The 16717-nt window shown below is 44.3% G+C and carries 16 protein-coding genes and 1 pseudogene; 5 read left to right on the forward strand and 12 right to left on the reverse strand.

Annotated features, from left to right (window positions below; all coding sequences use genetic code 11):
- Window positions 1-76 precede the first annotated feature (76 nt).
- A pseudogene (locus tag DW640_RS17345) lies at window positions 77-193 on the reverse strand (RtcB family protein); the annotation flags it as partial.
- 165 nt (window positions 194-358) lie between these two features.
- Here DW640_RS17345 and DW640_RS17350 point away from each other — a divergent pair.
- The 3 genes from DW640_RS17350 to DW640_RS17365 all read left to right on the forward strand — a co-directional run bounded on the left by DW640_RS17350 (window position 359) and on the right by DW640_RS17365 (window position 2692).
- Window positions 359-1267 carry an SDR family oxidoreductase gene (locus tag DW640_RS17350; RefSeq protein ID WP_117578756.1) on the forward strand — a complete coding sequence of 303 codons (909 nt, stop codon included), beginning with the start codon at window positions 359-361 and terminating at the stop codon, window positions 1265-1267.
- Between the two features lie 529 nt (window positions 1268-1796).
- A complete protein-coding gene (locus DW640_RS17360) occupies window positions 1797-2075 on the forward strand; it encodes a LysO family transporter (RefSeq protein ID WP_008765593.1) in 279 nt (92 codons plus the stop codon).
- A complete protein-coding gene (locus DW640_RS17365; RefSeq protein ID WP_008761396.1) occupies window positions 2072-2692 on the forward strand; it encodes a lysine exporter LysO family protein in 621 nt (206 codons plus the stop codon). The genes DW640_RS17360 and DW640_RS17365 overlap by 4 nt, the downstream gene beginning before the upstream one ends.
- 1 nt (window position 2693) lies before the next feature.
- Here DW640_RS17365 and DW640_RS17370 read toward each other — a convergent pair whose 3' ends face one another.
- The 11 genes from DW640_RS17370 to atpD all read right to left on the reverse strand — a co-directional run bounded on the left by DW640_RS17370 (window position 2694) and on the right by atpD (window position 14922).
- The gene (locus tag DW640_RS17370; RefSeq protein WP_117578758.1) at window positions 2694-5240 is read right to left on the reverse strand and encodes a helix-turn-helix domain-containing protein; all 2547 of its coding nucleotides are present in this window, start codon (window positions 5238-5240) and stop codon (window positions 2694-2696) included.
- A gap of 233 nt (window positions 5241-5473) precedes the next feature.
- On the reverse strand, window positions 5474-7441 hold the full coding sequence (locus DW640_RS17375; RefSeq protein ID WP_117578759.1) for an LruC domain-containing protein: 1968 nt from the start codon (window positions 7439-7441) through the stop codon (window positions 5474-5476).
- A gap of 165 nt (window positions 7442-7606) precedes the next feature.
- Window positions 7607-8503, reverse strand: coding sequence for a F0F1 ATP synthase subunit gamma (locus DW640_RS17380; protein WP_048698335.1), 897 nt, complete (start codon window positions 8501-8503; stop codon window positions 7607-7609).
- A gap of 89 nt (window positions 8504-8592) precedes the next feature.
- A complete protein-coding gene (gene atpA, locus DW640_RS17385; RefSeq protein ID WP_008761393.1) occupies window positions 8593-10176 on the reverse strand; it encodes a F0F1 ATP synthase subunit alpha in 1584 nt (527 codons plus the stop codon).
- Window positions 10176-10736 carry a F0F1 ATP synthase subunit delta gene (locus DW640_RS17390; RefSeq protein ID WP_008761392.1) on the reverse strand — a complete coding sequence of 187 codons (561 nt, stop codon included), beginning with the start codon at window positions 10734-10736 and terminating at the stop codon, window positions 10176-10178. Before DW640_RS17390 ends, atpA begins: the two co-directional genes overlap by 1 nt.
- A gap of 5 nt (window positions 10737-10741) precedes the next feature.
- On the reverse strand, window positions 10742-11245 hold the full coding sequence (gene atpF, locus DW640_RS17395) for a F0F1 ATP synthase subunit B (RefSeq protein WP_008761391.1): 504 nt from the start codon (window positions 11243-11245) through the stop codon (window positions 10742-10744).
- 12 nt (window positions 11246-11257) lie between these two features.
- A complete protein-coding gene (gene atpE / locus DW640_RS17400; protein ID WP_004295758.1) occupies window positions 11258-11515 on the reverse strand; it encodes an ATP synthase F0 subunit C in 258 nt (85 codons plus the stop codon).
- Window positions 11516-11573: 58 nt separating this feature from the next.
- The gene (gene atpB / locus DW640_RS17405) at window positions 11574-12680 is read right to left on the reverse strand and encodes a F0F1 ATP synthase subunit A (protein ID WP_011107411.1); all 1107 of its coding nucleotides are present in this window, start codon (window positions 12678-12680) and stop codon (window positions 11574-11576) included.
- Window positions 12664-13098: a hypothetical protein gene (locus tag DW640_RS17410; RefSeq protein ID WP_008765589.1), complete on the reverse strand. Its 435-nt coding sequence runs from the start codon at window positions 13096-13098 to the stop codon at window positions 12664-12666. Before DW640_RS17410 ends, atpB begins: the two co-directional genes overlap by 17 nt.
- Before the next feature lie 42 nt (window positions 13099-13140).
- On the reverse strand, window positions 13141-13386 hold the full coding sequence (atpC, locus tag DW640_RS17415) for an ATP synthase F1 subunit epsilon (protein ID WP_011107410.1): 246 nt from the start codon (window positions 13384-13386) through the stop codon (window positions 13141-13143).
- Between the two features lie 18 nt (window positions 13387-13404).
- Window positions 13405-14922 (reverse strand): F0F1 ATP synthase subunit beta, encoded by a 1518-nt coding sequence (gene atpD, locus DW640_RS17420; RefSeq protein WP_008761388.1) that lies wholly within the window; start codon window positions 14920-14922, stop codon window positions 13405-13407.
- Window positions 14923-15544: 622 nt separating this feature from the next.
- Here atpD and DW640_RS17425 point away from each other — a divergent pair.
- Window positions 15545-15955, forward strand: a complete 411-nt coding sequence (locus tag DW640_RS17425; protein ID WP_008765587.1) for a hypothetical protein — start codon at window positions 15545-15547, stop codon at window positions 15953-15955.
- Between the two features lie 99 nt (window positions 15956-16054).
- Window positions 16055-16717 (forward strand): BT4734/BF3469 family protein (locus tag DW640_RS17430; protein ID WP_304466179.1); only part of this gene is annotated, 663 nt, incomplete at its 3' end.

Raw genomic sequence — 16717 nt, forward strand, 5'->3', positions numbered from 1 at the left:
TAGATTTAAGGTTAACAAAGGTTGGAGCAAGGCGTTGCTCCTTTTTTATGTCCATACCTCATCTCGTCAGCTAATTTTATCCTTTGATCACCGCCATAGGCGCCAATTCCACCAAAGGCTTTACTAAATCCCGCTCATTAGCGATTACTTGCGCAATATCTTTGTAAGCTCCCGGTGCTTCATCCAATCCATCCGGCATGCGCATCGGACCTGATAATGATATGCTTAAATTCGCAAAAGAGCAAAAGAAAAAGGGAACTACGAAATCTATTTGCGTAACTAAAATTATTTTCTACTTTTGTGAAAATAAATATAGAAAGCCATATTTCTGAACCGAACGACTATATAGAAACAGCCCATGAAGAATATAATGATTATCGGTGCCAATGGATTCACCGGACGCCAGATACTGAATGACCTGTCAAGCAAGGCACAATATAAGGTAACAGGATGTTCCCTTCATCCGGATATCCTTCCGAAAAATGGAGGCAACTATCATTTCATCACCACAGATATACGGGATGAAGCAGCCGTAAAGCAACTTTTTAAAGACGTACAACCCGATGTAGTCATCAACTGTTCCGCCTTATCCGTCCCCGATTATTGCGAAACGCATCACGAAGAAGCCTGGCTAACAAATGTTACGGCAGTAGAACAATTGGCACATCTCTGCGAAAGTTACAAAAGTCGGTTCATTCATTTATCTACAGACTTTGTCTTTGACGGAAAGATAGACGAGAAGTCCGGACAGCTTTATACAGAAGAAAGTCTCCCCGCTCCTGTCAACTATTACGGTTTCACCAAATGGAAAGGAGAAGAGAAAGTGGCTGAAATCTGTAGTAACTATGCCATTGCCCGCGTAGAGATTGTCTACGGAAAAGCACTACCAAGACAGCATGGAAACATCGTGCAACTGGTGATGAATCGTTTGAATGCAGGACAAGAAATCCGTGTCGTATCAGATCAATGGCGCACACCCACCTATATAGGTGACGTATCAGCCGGAGTACAACACCTGATGGAAAATGCCGCAAACGGAATTTTTCATATCTGTGGCGAGGAATGCCTGACCATCGCAGAAATTGCTTTTCAGGTAGCAGACTACATGAAGCTGGACTGTTCGCTCGTTCACCCTGCCACAACGGAAGAAATGCAAGAAGTTACTCCCCGTCCCCGTTTCAGTGGAATGAGCATAACAAAAGCCCGGACTATACTTGGTTACCAGCCACGAAAGCTGAAAGACATCCTCATGGAGTGGAAACATTAACCGGCAAATCCTATTAATCAGATTGTTTGCACAAATGAAAGTATGTGCTCTACACAACATAGAAATTTGACTCAGGCATCGAACTGGCAACTAAATAAAAATGATATAAACACATAATATATAAAGGTTAAGGTCTACATAACCAAGTTTTTACTACATTCTATTCCTAGTTTCAGCTACCTTTCCCATTCTAATTATTGCATATTTATTTTGAAAATATGCAATAAGTTCTTATCTTTGCACCCGAATTAAAGAACCAGAAGATGAATCAAACATTACAATTACATAACGCCCTTATATTTCATGCAGAAATTCCCAATTTCTGCACGTCATGTTGCGTGCATGTACATTGGTTCAGCGGATTCATCTAAATTCCCCTTACTCATTCTTACCCCTAACTGCCTGTTGACTTATTTCGTTACTCACAGACAGTATTTCCATCTGATTGTCAATAAGATGTATGTCTTTTTGGGGATTATCTATGCTATTTATGAATTGTTTAACCTAACCAACTAAAATATATTACAATATGTTCTCTATTATATCTACCATGTTTTTGGGAATCGGTATCGGATACGGATTACGTAACTGGAGTATCTTACAAAAGACTGAAAAGACAATTTCTCTTACAATATTCCTGTTACTCTTTATCCTTGGAGTATCCATCGGCTCTAATAGCCTGATTGTGAATAATCTCGGTAAGTTTGGATGGCAGGCGATCATTCTTGCCGTATCCGGCGTATTAGGGAGCTTGTTGGCTGCCCGGCTTGTGTTACAACTATTTTTCAAGAAAGGAGGTAAACAATGAAAGGAAGTCTCATCGTTATCGTATTTTTCTGTGTAGGCTGTATCATGGGAGTTTTTAATAAATTCCAGTTCGACACACATACTGTTTCCATGTATATACTATATGCGTTGATGCTGCAAGTAGGAATCAGTATCGGTTCCAATAAGAACCTGAAAGCGATCATCTCACATTTGCACCCGAAAATGCTGCTGATTCCATTGGGTACCATTACCGGCACATTGTTGTTTTCTGCCTTGGCAAGCATTTTGCTAAGTCAATGGAGTGTATTCGACTGTATGGCAGTAGGAAGCGGATTCGCCTATTATTCGCTATCTTCCATCCTGATCACTCAGTTCAAGGAACCGACCATCGGAATACAGTTGGCTACAGAGCTGGGTACCATTGCCCTGCTGACTAATATCTTCCGCGAAATGATGGCACTTCTAGGTACACCGCTTATCAAGAAGTATTTCGGAAAACTTGCTCCCATTTCAGCGGCAGGAGTCAACTCAATGGATGTATTATTACCTTCCATCAGCAGATATTCGGGAAAAGAAATGATTCCTATCGCTATTTTGCATGGTATTCTGATCGATATCAGCGTGCCTGTATTCGTTTCTTTCTTCTGTAACTTATAACCTAACGCCCCACCGTCGCCAACACAAAACGAATATCAGCGTAAGAAACATCATCTCCCAATGCAGCTTTAATAGCTACTACTCCCATAAATTCATGGGTCTCCAGATAAGTCCGGACCTTCTTTATCTTGTCCGCTGTCACTACCTGTTCCAACTTTATTTTATCTTCACGGAGATAATGTTCCAGATGAGTAGCAATCGTTCCTGTCACCAAATCACGAGTTTTGGCTATCTCTTCTATCGTCATCCCCTGGCAAAACATTTCATAACTCACCAGTTTTGAATCTTTCTTCTTCTCTTTCTCCTCATTATGCTGTGCATCCAGCTTTCTTTCCCTTGCATCCTCTTTCCCCGAAACAGAAGTAAAGATCTCCGGTCGTTCCAGTTTGTTCTCCTTCATATATTTGCGCACAATGCCCAAAATTTCAAGTCCGTACTTCTCCACTCCTTTTGCGCCGAAATAAGGTATCGCTTCCAAAGCCGCCGGTGTATCTGGCAACAGATTCACAATACCCATCAATGCCTTTTGCTGCATGATCACATAAGCCGGCATATTCACTTCGCGCGTCTTTGCCGTTCTCCATTCCGACAGAGCACGATAAAGTTCCGGATGCAGAATATCCGTCGGAACTTCTACTTTCACCTTTCCTGAATTGCTGCGAGTGCGTTCTTTCCGTTCTTTTTTCTCCTTCGGAGCCTTGGTGGAAGAACCGGAAGAAGCAGTTTCCCCTTCGAGACTCAACATCACTTTCGCCTTCCGTTTCAGATAATCCGTTACCGTAAATTTCTCCGTCCGCATCGCATCCAGCAAAGACTCTTTAATCCATAAAGCATCGTCCAATGCCTGCAAACGTTCATTCAGTTGTTTCCGCAACTCTTTATTATCAAGAGGCATACTGGTCTTGTCAAACAGCGCCCGGACAGGAAGCAATGCTTCACAAAAATAAGCAGCACCAGAATGAATCCTTTGCTGTAGCTCCTCATTTCCGGCATAATTTTCATTCCCGTTAATCAGACGCGTATATTGATTACGAAAGCGATTGGAAACTTCCACCACCTTCTCTTTGAGATGCGGAGCCAGTTCTTTATACTCGGCAAGCAACTTCGGATAAAGTTTATAAAGCTCTTCATCCATCATCCGGAGCAACCGCTTATAAGCCTGCTCAAGCGAATAGAAATTAAATAAATCATTCAACAGATCATAGAAATAAGCCTTTTGCATGTCGTTCAACTGCTTGCTCCCCGGTTTATTCTGTTCCACATCTCTTGTGAAATTATCTACAATGCTATCGCTGATTATCGCCTCCCTACGCAAAGGAGTCTCCAACACCATTCCTTCCAGAGTCTTGCAACGGCTCAATGCTACATACGTCTGCCCATGAGCAAAAGAGTTACGAGCATCGATAATCGCCCGCTCAAACGTCAGACCCTGACTCTTATGAATCGTGATAGCCCACGCCAGACGGATGGGATATTGCCGGAACACACCTTCTATTTCTTCCGTGATCTCCTTCGTTTCTTCGTTCAGCACATACTTATAATTCCCCCATTCTTCGGGCAACAACTGAAAGACATCACTACTGTCTTTTCCACGTACGGACATTCCTTTTTCGTCAACACTCATCACTTCGCCTATCATGCCGTTATAGTAACGTTTTTCTGATGAAACGTCATTCTTAAGGAACATGATCTGTGCTCCTTCTTTGACTGTAAGCACTTCATCCGCAGGGTACGAGTACTCAGGAAAATTTCCCTCTATCTCCGCCCGAAAACTATAAGCCCGTCCAGACAGTGATGCCAGTTCACGGTCGTTCACCTGCTGGGCCTGATAGTTATGCGTTGTCAGTCGGATATACCCTTCTTCTTTCCGTGGACGAAAACCGGGCTGATAACGACGATTCAATTCGTTCAACACTTCATCATCTGCTTTATTTTCGCGTATCTTGTTCAGAAGAGAAAGAAAGAAAGTATCACTCTGACGGTAGACTTTCTTTAGTTCAATGGTCATATACACCGTTTCCTTCAGTGCACGGCTGGCAAAAAAATATGGAGTCTCGTAATGATTCTTCAGTAGCTCCCATTCATTGTCTTTTACCACAGGAGCCAACTGTTGCAAGTCGCCGATCATCAGCAACTGCACACCTCCGAAAGGTTTTTCACGGTCACGATAACGACGTAAAGCCGCGTCCACAGCGTCCAGCAAATCTGCACGTACCATACTGATTTCGTCGATAACAAGCAGATCCATGCTGCGGATAATATTCCGTTTCTCTTTGCTGAAACGGTAGTGCATCTTGGCAGAATTGAAAGTCGTTTCCGGCACAAACGGAGCAAAAGACAACTGAAAGAAAGAATGAATCGTCACCCCTCCGGCGTTGATAGCTGCGATTCCTGTTGGAGCCAATACGACCATGCGCTTGGGGGTATGTTCTCTCAATCGTTTTAGAAATGTAGTTTTTCCGGTTCCGGCTTTTCCGGTAAGAAACAGATGCGTGCCTGTATTTTCAATGAACTGCCAAGCTAGTTGTAGTTCAGGATTATTTTCCATGTTTCCTCTAATTTTCGGTAAAGGTACTGAATAGATTCCAACCACCGAAATTGAATGTAAGGAAAAGCAATAATCAAGCCGGTATTTTCATCATCATTTCTTTACTCCCGAAATATTTGTATACAAATAAACAAAAAAGGTCCCGGTTTCTTCTCGCTTGAAGTACACCGGGACCGGATCAAATCAGAACACAAAGTCGTGTCACAGTTATATATCGAAATTGTTTTTGTTTCTTAATTCTTGGAAGACTGATATCTCTTGTACCAATCTGTAGATTTTGATCCCCAAGAATCAGCCCAATTCTTGAAATAAGGATATTCTGTATCAATGTTATGCGTCTCCGTCACCGGAATGAAATTCAACATCGGAATATCGATGGCAAACGGATAAGCTCCGTCACGATCAATGTAATAGACATCCTTACTAGAACCTATCAGCGATTTGTCAGCATAAGATGTCGGTGAATATTTAGGCAGATGTACTTCCGTCCGGTTCTGTTGCCCTGCCGCATATTTTACTATAATGTACGGATTATATATCTTCAGATTCTCCTTATTAAAAGTGGCCTTTTCAAAGGTTCTGGTTATCGTACATGTACCCACTTTCCCCTTAACAGCTTGTTTTACACTTGGGAATACAATAATAGAAGACGTTTCGCTCTCCACTTTTATATCCTTATCTGAAGTCACTTTACCAAACTGTCCTCCATCTATCTGATAAGCAAATGCATTATCATACATCGCTCCGTCGTGTGTGGGCGTAAATGTATCCACAATCTTATTTATCATGTTTTCTGTGTTGAAATATATGGCACGATTATATTCTACGACCACGTCGTTCATGTCGTAATCTCCCCCGTCAGGCCAAATATCTTCAAAGGCTAAAGTCCCCTTTAAGTTCTCCTGTGCATCCGGCTTTTCTATTGGTTTATCATCACTCGGGATATTGGGTCTGTTCGGATTATCAATAGAACTTTCCGGAGAAGCATCTACGTAAAATAGTAGATCACAAAAACTTCTGTTTGCTCCATCTTCCACACCAATAATGGTTTTTCCACTCTTTTCATCTTTTACAGATACGAAACCACCATTAGAATACCCATTAGAAGTTATTAATGGCTTTGTAATGTCAATTTCATTCTCATTTTGATGATACCCATCTGCATATATAAACCATCCTACTGTATATCCTTTCGGAAATTTCTCACTTGGTTTACCATCCTCACCCCAAAAGAGCAGACGTACTTTATCTCCACACTTCAAAATAGATAAAGCTCCATTATATACGGAAAAAGCAACATTTGGAAATACGATATACTTCCTCATATTAGAGTTACTAACTCCATCACTTGTTTTATAATAATAATATCCAAATGAATTATTAAATGAAGCGTCCCTGTCAAGAAAGACCAAATCTAACGTAGTTCCCTCTTGTGTTACATTAATATTAGTGATTTCAGATCCCTTATACAAATAAGCGTTGTCAACAGAACCTCCGGATGGCTTGAAAAAAGAGTTTAAACGTTCTACAAGATTTCCAATCAATTCATTACCCACTTGTTTTTGAGGTGTTACATATCCATTATTAATAGGGTCTGGCTTTCCTGTTTGACTATTATAAATATAGGTGAGATTTCCTCCTTCTCCCCACTTACACAATGAATACAAATTAGCACCGGAATTGATAAGATACGGCACGCTACCTTTCGAAAAGTCATAAGAACGCGTTACCGCTTTAGTATTGGCAGTAGAAGAATCCTTTTTACTCATATCAAAACTAGCCATCCCATCTTTGATATCTAGTTTTACGCATCGGGGTACTCCCCAGCTTGATGTATACAAGTAAACAGTCTCTATAGAAGTCGGAATATTCATTTTCCCTTCATATTTTCCATTTCCATCCGTAAAAATTTTGAATAAAGCTTCAACCCCTTCTTTCTTTACCGGAACATTGTCCACTACTTCCATCGGGTCTTCATCATACACTTCAAGTAGAGCCACAAGTCCGGGGACATCATAGTTTACTGAGAGTTTCACGTCGCCACGTGTTTCAAATCCGAAATACTCGCTAGGGGCCGGAAGAGGTTCTTTTCCATAATTAGGATCGTACAGATCTTTTTCCATACATCCAGCCAACAGCCCACCAATCAATGCTGCCGTAGCAATAGCATCAGAAATGCCGAATAATCGCTTTTGTGTCATAATCTATATATTTGTTTTGTTAGTTATCAAGGCTTGTTTTGTTCCCATCAAAACAATCTCACCTCTCAAATAATTTTCAAATATATAGATTATTTAATTACCAGCCGGACAAAGCTTAAAAACGGAATACCGATTCACAAAATAGTGTTATCGTGCAATCTTTATTTACTGCATAGAACCACCCACGATATCCAATAATTCGTTGGTAATAGCCTGCTGGCGACTCTTATTATATTGCTTCGTCAAATCTTGGATCAATTCGTTCGCATTGTCCGTAGCCACCTGCATCGCCAATGTGCGTGCCGCATGTTCCGAAGCGTTCGAATCCACGGCAGCCGTAAAAAGCTTCTGGCTCAATACCGTTGGGATCAGATTGGCGATCAGTTCCTCTGCAGAAGGTTCGATAATGTAATCATTCGCTATATCACCTCCTTGTACTTCTTCTTCCTTTTGCTTCTCTTCCTCATCCACGACCCGTGTCAGGTCAATAGGCAGATAAGTTTCGCGAAGCAGAATCTGCACGCCCATTGATTTAAAATGATGATAGATCAGTTCTACCCGGTCTATTTCTCCGGATACGTACATTTCCATCAGGCGATGTGCCAGTTCGGAAGCCTCCTGATACGATGGTTTGTCGGAAAGCGTCGGTGAAGTCTCCTGCGGTTCGAATCCCAGGCGCTTCACTGCTTCATCCACCTTCTTCCCTACCGGGAATATCAGGATATTATCCTGTCCCAGTGTACGAAACTCACCGACTGTTTGCAGCAGCATCTTAATCACATTTGCATTAAAAGCACCACAGAGCGACGTATTCGAAGAAAAGGCAACGATTGCCACACGCTTCACTTCCCTCGCCTTGATGTAAGGAGATTCAACAGGAAGGTCGGCACTCAGGAAGTTGGTCAGAATCTTGTTAAGCTTCCTTTCGTAAGGCAGCATATTTTCAATGGCTCCTTGTGCCTTGTGTAACTTGGCAGAAGCCACCATCTTCATTGCTGAAGTGATTTTTCGGGTACTCTTTACCGAATTTATTCTGGTTTTTACTTCTTTCAGTGAAGCCATAACTATTTAAATTAAGAATTAAGAATGAGTGTGTGTCAAAAGTCAGTCCCAGTTCAGTTACTATTGACTTTTGACACAGCGTCTTCATTTTATAAATATTGTTTGGCAACCATAGCGGCAGTCTCTTCGATAGCCTTGGTCACGTTATCGTCTATCACACCGGTTCTCAGAACGTCCAGCACATCTTCCTGATGATTGAGTTGTAGAGATTCGATGAAGCTGCGTTCAAAATCCTGTACGTTTTCCAAGGGAACATCGTGGAGCAGACCGTGCGTGCCGCAATACAGAATAGCAATCTGTTGTTCTACCGGCATCGGACTATACTGAGGCTGAATCAGCAATTGTGCATTCTTACGTCCCTTGTCGATAGTCATCGCCGTAATGGGGTCCATATCACTGCTAAACTTGGAGAAGGCTTCCAGTTCACGATACTGTGCCTGGTCCATCTTCAAGGTTCCGGCCACTTTCTTCATCGCCTTAATCTGAGCGTTACCACCTACACGGGATACAGAAATACCGACATTGATAGCCGGACGGACACCTTGATTAAACAAGTCCGTTTCGAGGAATATCTGTCCGTCGGTAATAGAAATCACGTTCGTCGGGATATATGCCGAAACGTCTCCTGCCTGCGTCTCAATGATAGGCAGAGCTGTGAGTGAACCACCACCTTTCACGATACCTTTCAGGCTCTCCGGAAGGTCGTTCATTTCGCGTGCCACTTCTTCTTCCTTGATGATCTTTGCCGCACGTTCCAACAGACGTGAGTGCAGGTAGAAGATATCACCCGGATATGCCTCACGTCCGGACGGACGACGAAGAATCAACGATACTTCCCGATAAGCAACTGCCTGCTTGGAAAGGTCATCATAAACCACCAGCGCATGACGGCCGGTATCACGGAAATATTCACCGATGGCAGCTCCTGCAAACGGTGCATAATACTGCAACGCTGCCGGATCACCTGCCGTAGCGGCAACGACAATCGTGTAATCCATCGCTCCATACTCACGGAGCGTATTTACGATAGAAGCCACGGTAGAACCTTTCTGACCGATAGCCACATAAATACAGTACACCGGGTCACCTGCCAGAAAGTTATTGCGCTGATTGATAATCGTATCAATCGCAATGGAAGTTTTTCCTGTCTGACGGTCGCCGATAATCAGCTCACGCTGTCCGCGTCCGATAGGAATCATAGCGTCTACAGCTTTCAAGCCCGTCTGTAACGGTTGGTTTACCGGCTGGCGGTAGATAACTCCCGGCGCTTTGCGTTCCAACGGCATTTCATACAGTTCTCCGCCGATCAGCCCTTTTCCGTCGAGCGGTTCGCCCAGCGGGTCGATGACACGTCCCAGCATGCTTTCACCTACACGGATTGAGGCGATACGCTTGGTACGTTTCACTATAAAGCCTTCCTTGATTCTGTCGGTAGGTCCCAGCAGAACGGCACCTACGTTGTCCTCTTCGAGGTTCATCACAATGGCTTTGATGCCGTTGTCAAACTCCAGCAATTCGTTGGCTTCGGCGTTCCGCAATCCGTAGATACGTACCACTCCGTCGCTTACCTGGAGCACCGTACCGATCTCGTCGAGCTGCACGTTGGTGTTAATACCTTCGAGCTGCTTGCGCAATATATCGGATACTTCGCTTACTCTTATATTTTCAGACATTATACAATTCTCCTATTCTTATCAATAAACTGTTGTTTCACTCGTTTCAACTGCGTGGCAATGCTTGCATCGAGCCGATAATCATTGATATCGAAGATGAAGCCCCCCTCTATCGAGGGATCGATCACAGTATCCAGTTCCATTTGGGCATGCAGAATATGTGCTGCTGCGGAACGGATCCGGTTTTCTGTCTCCTTGTCCACCGGGACTGCCGTAATCAGTTTGCCTACTCCGATGTGTTTCAGTTTCCGGTAAAGATCGAGATACATCAGGCTGATGAACTGCAAATAGCCTTCGCGCCTGTTTCGCAGAACCAGCGTGATGAAACGGACAAACTCTCTGCTGGATTCACCGTTACCATCGGCAGCCGTACATATCAGCGCCAACTTGTCCTTTACCGACACCACAGGATTATCAAGCACTTCGCGCAGTCCCGGCTGGACACGAAAACTGTGAGACAATGTGAAGAATTCGTTGTAGAGTCTATCCTCCACACCTTTCTCCTGAGCGTATTCGATCATCGCTTTGGCATATCGCATTGAGAGTACTCCGACTTCCATCTTCCTTAGTTCTTATTAGGGGTTAATACTTCATCCAGCATACGGTCGATCATTCCCATCTGGGATTCTTTGTCCTGAAGGTTCTTGCGGAGCACCTTCTCGGCGATATCGACAGAAAGCACAGCTACCTGGCGACGGATATCGCGGATCGCTTCATCCTTCTCTATCTGGATTTGTTGTTTCACCGCATCCAGTTCTTTCTGTGCGGCTATCTCTGCTTGCTTACGGGCCTCGTGAACAATCTTGTCACGTTCTTCCATTGCCTCCTTCAAGATTCGTCCTTGTTCCTTGTTGGCAGCAGCCACAAGCGCCTCGCCCTCTTCCTTCAAATGAGCTAACTGGGCGTTGGCTTCTCTTGCCACCTCCAAGGACTGGTCGATATAGGTTTTACGGCCTTCCACCATCTTGATGATGATGGGGAAACCGTATTTCGCTAATATCACGAACACAACCCCGAATGCGACAAACATCCAGAACAACAGGCCACTATCAGGTAATAGTAATGACATATCTATTTAATATTACAGGAAGAATACCAGCAGACATACTACTACCGCCAACAGAGCCACACCTTCGATCAAGGCGGCGGCGATAATCATATTCATACGGATGTCACCCGAGGCTTCCGGCTGGCGTGCAATAGCTTCCATAGCCGAACCACCAATCTTACCAATACCCAAACCAGCTCCGATTACTGCAAGACCTGCACCGATAGCTGCACCTAATTTACTTACTCCTACTGCTGCTGCAGTGGCTTGTAACAATACTGATAGTAACATAATTTTCAGTTTTAAAATGGTTTATTTTCTCGTTTATTTATTTGCTCTCTCTTCGCGTTTATTCTGCTTTTACTTTTGCACCTTCCTGCGCCAGTCCGATAAATACGGCCGAAAGCATGGTGAATACATATGCCTGGATGAAAGCTACCAACAGTTCAAGCGCATTCATAAAAATGTTGAACAGTACGGAAGCTACCGTCAGTGTACCGTTGAGCGCAGGTCCCATGCTTGCCGAGATAAAGATCAGGCAAGTCAGTACCAGCATCGCCATGTGTCCCGCCAGCATATTGGCGAAAAGACGGATCATCAAGGCAAACGGTTTCGTAAAGATTCCGAAGAACTCGATGAAAGGCATCATCGGTACAGGCACTTTCAGCCACCAGGGCACATCCGGCCAAAAGATATCTTTCCAGTAATGTTTCGTTCCAAAGATGTTGACTGCAAGGAACGTACAGATTGCAAGCACCATAGTGATGGCAATGTTTCCCGTCACATTCGCACCACCGGGGAAGAAAGGAATCAGCCCCATGATGTTATTAATGAAAATGAAGAAAAACGCAGTCAGCAGGTACGGTGCAAACTTCCGGTAGTTGGGTCCGACACAACTCTTGATGATATCATCGTTCACCATCATGATAAACATTTCCATGAATCCGATAAAACCACCCGGTGCCAATGCTCCCTGCGGACGCTTCCTGTACCATTGCGCCACACTCAGCACGATAACCAGCAGCAGCACACTGTTGAACAACAAAGCGAATGTCACCTTCGTAATGGAAATATCCCACGGACGAACCTGCTCTCCGGCTGCATTATACTCCACCAGTTTGCCTTCGTACTTACTTCCTTCGGGGGCGACGGAGAGCCCTTCATAAGTGCCTCCATTCTCAGCGAGACGGGAAGAAAGGAACGTATGCCAACCTGTAGTAGAACTATAAACAATGATAGGTAATGGTATAGTAATGTGCGTTTTACCCCACGTCGTAATATGCCATTCGTATGAGTCGCCGATATGCCCGAACACGATCTCCTTCACATCGACCGTATTCTCTTTCTGCTCCTGCGGAGTCACATCTTCCTGTGTCTGCGCGAAGACCGGCAGACCGGCTACCAACATCAGGCAGAGCAGAAATATCGGAGCTACTATGTTACGCAACTGTTTCATTTTTATTCTTATTTTTCTTTTTCCGTTTCAGGTTCACTTCAAAGGAGAAGAAGAACCACGTTTCATATATCAGATACAACAGATAGAACGAGATAAACGTCAGCAAGAAAGCCTTGGCTTCTTCGCGTACTGCCAGACAATAAATCAGCAGCAGAATCAGCGAGAGAATCATTTTTATCATCTTCATTGCCAGATACAGCAGCGACAACTTCTGCGGAGCATGCCGCCGACACGCATCGAACATATAAATACTAAACAAACCGAAGATATAGAAATATACCGGTATAAACGGATATCCTCCGAAATAATGCCCCGGCAAGGCTATGTGTAAAATCACTGCTCCCGCTGCTCCGCTTAGTATAGCAAACAGCGTATTCAGTGCGATAAAATTCCGTTTAGTCTTACTAATGTTCACCATGTCGTTGTGTTTTTCTGCTGTATATTATCCATCTCGTCTTCCTTACGAGACACACACCGAAGCTGTCCCGTCACTCATTTCAACAAAACCACCCTGAATATCCAATGTATGCTCCTCGCCGTCCATCGTGGTATAACCCAACGTTCCCGCTTTCAATGACGAGACGATCGGCGCGTGTCCCGGCAGGATAGAAAACGATCCTACCGTTCCCGGCAGTGTGACAATCTTCACTTCTCCGTCGAATACGCTCTTTTCGGGCGATACGATACTTAAATGCAATTCTTTCATCATGGAATGTTGTTTCGATTACTTTTTCGCTTGTTCCAGCAATTTCTTGCCTTTCTCTATCGCTTCTTCAATCGTGCCCACGTTCAGGAAAGCCTGTTCGGGGAGGTTGTCTACCTCACCGTCAAGAATCATTCTGAACCCTTTGATTGTATCCTCGATGCCTACCATCACGCCCGGAACGCCTGTAAACTGTTCGGCAACGGCAAACGGCTGCGAAAGGAAACGCTGCACACGGCGCGCACGGTTCACGACCAGTTTATCTTCTTCCGAAAGTTCCTCCATACCAAGGATGGAGATGATGTCCTGCAATTCCTTGTTGCGCTGCAAAATCTGTTTCACGCGCTGTGCTACGTCATAATGTTCCTGTCCCACGATGTGCGGGTCAAGGATACGGGACGTAGAAGCCAGTGGATCGACAGCCGGATAGATACCCAATTCCGTAATCTTACGGTCGAGCACGGTCGTTGCATCCAGATGGCTGAAGGTTGTTGCCGGAGCAGGGTCCGTCAAGTCATCCGCAGGCACATATACTGCCTGTACGGAGGTGATAGAACCTTTCCGGGTGGAAGTGATACGTTCCTGCATCGCACCCATTTCCGTGGCAAGTGTCGGCTGATAACCAACGGCAGAAGGCATACGTCCCAGCAGAGCCGAGACTTCCGAACCCGCCTGCGTGAAACGGAAAATGTTATCGATAAAAAACAGGATATCACGTTTCTCACCTTCCTTGCCGGCATCACGGAAAGATTCCGCTACCGTCAGTCCGGACAATGCCACAGAGGCACGTGCGCCCGGAGGCTCGTTCATCTGTCCGAAAATCAAGGATACCTGCGACTTTTCCAGTTCATTATAGTCTACTTTCGAAAGGTCCCAGTCGCCCTTCTCCATACTTTCCTTGAAAGCCTCGCCGTAGCGGATAACGCCCGACTCGATCATTTCACGCAGCAAGTCGTTACCTTCACGGGTACGCTCGCCGACTCCGGCAAATACGGAGAATCCGTTATGTTTCTTGGCAATATTATTGATCAGTTCCTGAATAAGTACGGTCTTTCCTACACCGGCACCGCCAAAGAGTCCGATCTTGCCACCTTTGGCATACGGCTCCAGCAGGTCGATTACTTTGATACCCGTGAAGAGTACCTCCTGCACAGTTGTCAAATCTTCAAACTTTGGGGGATCACGGTGGATGGAATATGCGCCTGTACGGTCGAGACTCTTCATACCGTCGATAGAGTCGCCCACTACGTTCATCAGTCGTCCTTTAATCTGTTCGCCTATCGGCATTGTGATCGGGCCTCCGGTGGGATACACCTTCATGCCTCGCTGAAGTCCGTCAGTGCTGTCCATAGCCACGGTACGAACCGTATTCTCGCCGATGTGTTGCTGAACTTCTACAACCAGTATTTTGCCGTTTGGCCTCTTTATCTCCAGTGCGTCGTGAATGCTTGGCAGCATTAACTCTGCGTCCGTACCTTCAAAGTACACGTCGACCACAGGGCCGATCACCTGTGAGATATGTCCGATAATCTGTGACATAAGCAATCTTTATTTATATTATTCTTTCTTTACCTATCGAATTTTAGTAGCATGACAAGGAACGTTTCGCGTTTTATCTACTTTAATCTACTATAGTAAACAGTTAAATTTAGCTTTTGTTCAATCATGCCCGATTTCTTTTTAACAAAATAGTTAAATAAACAACCGCGCAAATGTAGAAACAAATTAGCATCGTTGTTCTTCCTTTTTCATTATTTGTCGTTCAATAACACTTGTTAGGCCAACAAAGACTACAAACAGACCAATATCGGAACATTCCAATTACGATTGTATAGTAAAACAAGCCTGTTAGTTATAAAATATCATTAAAACTATGACTTAACATCAAGTTTTCCCATTCAACGGTAATATTCAAACACTTAAACGAGTGATAAAATAGTAGCATATGCAACTAGTTTTATATCCGGGCACGTACATCCTATTAAACACTCCCCATTTGCCTGAAGCGGAAAAGTTTTCGGCAAGAAAATTATAAATTCCTTAATTTTGCCACTTTGTTAAATGTCAGCAGAAAAAATAAGAAGCAAAAAACACTCTTCTGATAAAAAAAGAAGAAATTTGCTGCATTATTAATCCTAAAAATTATGGTAAAAAAAAACTTTTGGCTTTTGCCGAAAAAATCGGCAACTTTACGTTAAACGTAACAATGGTAGACAAAGCAGGCAATCCGTTGACAGTAGATGATATATCCCAATGTCACCTACCCGGATTCCCCATCTTATTTACTCAAAATGAATTACTTGAAATCCTTGCAAAAGAGATTTTCAAGCAACAGTTTCTTTGGAAATCCGTACAGGATAAAGACATCAAAGAGTGCAACAAAGAAGAACGGATCATCAAGCAGATACCGCTGATGCCACGCTGTCCGGATGTACTGAAAGGGCTGTTCCATTGCATCGAAATCCGCGACGAACGCTCTCCGAAGCATGCCATAGCCTATAAAAGCTGTCTGGGAAAACTGGAGGAGATGGTGAAAGACCAATGGGACGATTGGAACAGAAATCAGTCCTAATAATCGATTTGGTAAAAAAAGAGAAGTTCCTACCTTCGCAGCCGGAAGCCCGTGATAACTACACCACCCGCTTCCGGCAACTTATATATTATATTTCAAATGAGAAAGCACATGTACCAAGTGTCACTATTTATCAACACTTGGAGTAAAACTCCCACGACTATAACTTTTGAAGATTTTTTCGCAATGGTACGCAACGGACATTGGAAAGTGCCTACGGAAGGCCACCGCAGCTGTCTGGCAAAAGACCGCAAACACGACGCGCAAACCATCAAAGACAGCATGGCATGTGTCATCCCCGCAGGCATATGCAAGAATGGACACGCAAAAAACAACCTTACCTCCCTGTCACTCGCACTCTGCATCGACATCGACCATACGGACGAACAGACAAAGGATATTTTCGTACGTGCCTGCCTGCTCGAATACGTACTGGGAGCGTTTATCAGCATCTCCGGCCGTGGTGTTAAGTTGTTCATTCGTATAGATATCGATGGAGTAAACGATTATCCTGCCATTTATGAAGCGACGGCAAAGCTCGTTTCCACCGTTCTCGGCGTAGAGAACGACGGGAAATGCAAGGATATCACCCATCCCTGCTTCGGATCATACGACCCGGACGCATACTACAACGGTGACGCAAAGGCCGTCAACGACTTTCTGCCGAACGGTGCACTCACTCCGCGCGTCACCTACGCTCCCGTCACTTCCGCTCCCCGTACCACCTGCACTCCCACCTCTTTCTCCAACGGACATCCGCCT

The sequence above is a fragment of the Bacteroides sp. AM23-12 genome, assembly GCF_003434395.1.
GTDB lineage: Bacteria > Bacteroidota > Bacteroidia > Bacteroidales > Bacteroidaceae > Bacteroides > Bacteroides thetaiotaomicron.

Excerpts from the sequence above, each read along its gene's own strand:
- DW640_RS17350 (WP_117578756.1), top strand. The coding sequence starts at position 359 with ATGAAGAATATAATGATTATCGGTGCCAATGGATTCACCGGACGCCAG.
- DW640_RS17360 (WP_008765593.1), top strand. The coding sequence starts at position 1,797 with ATGTTCTCTATTATATCTACCATGTTTTTGGGAATCGGTATCGGATAC.
- DW640_RS17365 (WP_008761396.1), top strand. The coding sequence starts at position 2,072 with ATGAAAGGAAGTCTCATCGTTATCGTATTTTTCTGTGTAGGCTGTATC.
- DW640_RS17370 (WP_117578758.1), bottom strand. The coding sequence starts at position 5,240 with ATGGAAAATAATCCTGAACTACAACTAGCTTGGCAGTTCATTGAAAAT.
- DW640_RS17375 (WP_117578759.1), bottom strand. The coding sequence starts at position 7,441 with ATGACACAAAAGCGATTATTCGGCATTTCTGATGCTATTGCTACGGCA.
- DW640_RS17380 (WP_048698335.1), bottom strand. The coding sequence starts at position 8,503 with ATGGCTTCACTGAAAGAAGTAAAAACCAGAATAAATTCGGTAAAGAGT.
- atpA (WP_008761393.1), bottom strand. The coding sequence starts at position 10,176 with ATGTCTGAAAATATAAGAGTAAGCGAAGTATCCGATATATTGCGCAAG.
- DW640_RS17390 (WP_008761392.1), bottom strand. The coding sequence starts at position 10,736 with ATGGAAGTCGGAGTACTCTCAATGCGATATGCCAAAGCGATGATCGAA.
- atpF (WP_008761391.1), bottom strand. The coding sequence starts at position 11,245 with ATGTCATTACTATTACCTGATAGTGGCCTGTTGTTCTGGATGTTTGTC.
- atpE (WP_004295758.1), bottom strand. The coding sequence starts at position 11,515 with ATGTTACTATCAGTATTGTTACAAGCCACTGCAGCAGCAGTAGGAGTA.
- atpB (WP_011107411.1), bottom strand. The coding sequence starts at position 12,680 with ATGAAACAGTTGCGTAACATAGTAGCTCCGATATTTCTGCTCTGCCTG.
- DW640_RS17410 (WP_008765589.1), bottom strand. The coding sequence starts at position 13,098 with ATGGTGAACATTAGTAAGACTAAACGGAATTTTATCGCACTGAATACG.
- atpC (WP_011107410.1), bottom strand. The coding sequence starts at position 13,386 with ATGAAAGAATTGCATTTAAGTATCGTATCGCCCGAAAAGAGCGTATTC.
- atpD (WP_008761388.1), bottom strand. The coding sequence starts at position 14,922 with ATGTCACAGATTATCGGACATATCTCACAGGTGATCGGCCCTGTGGTC.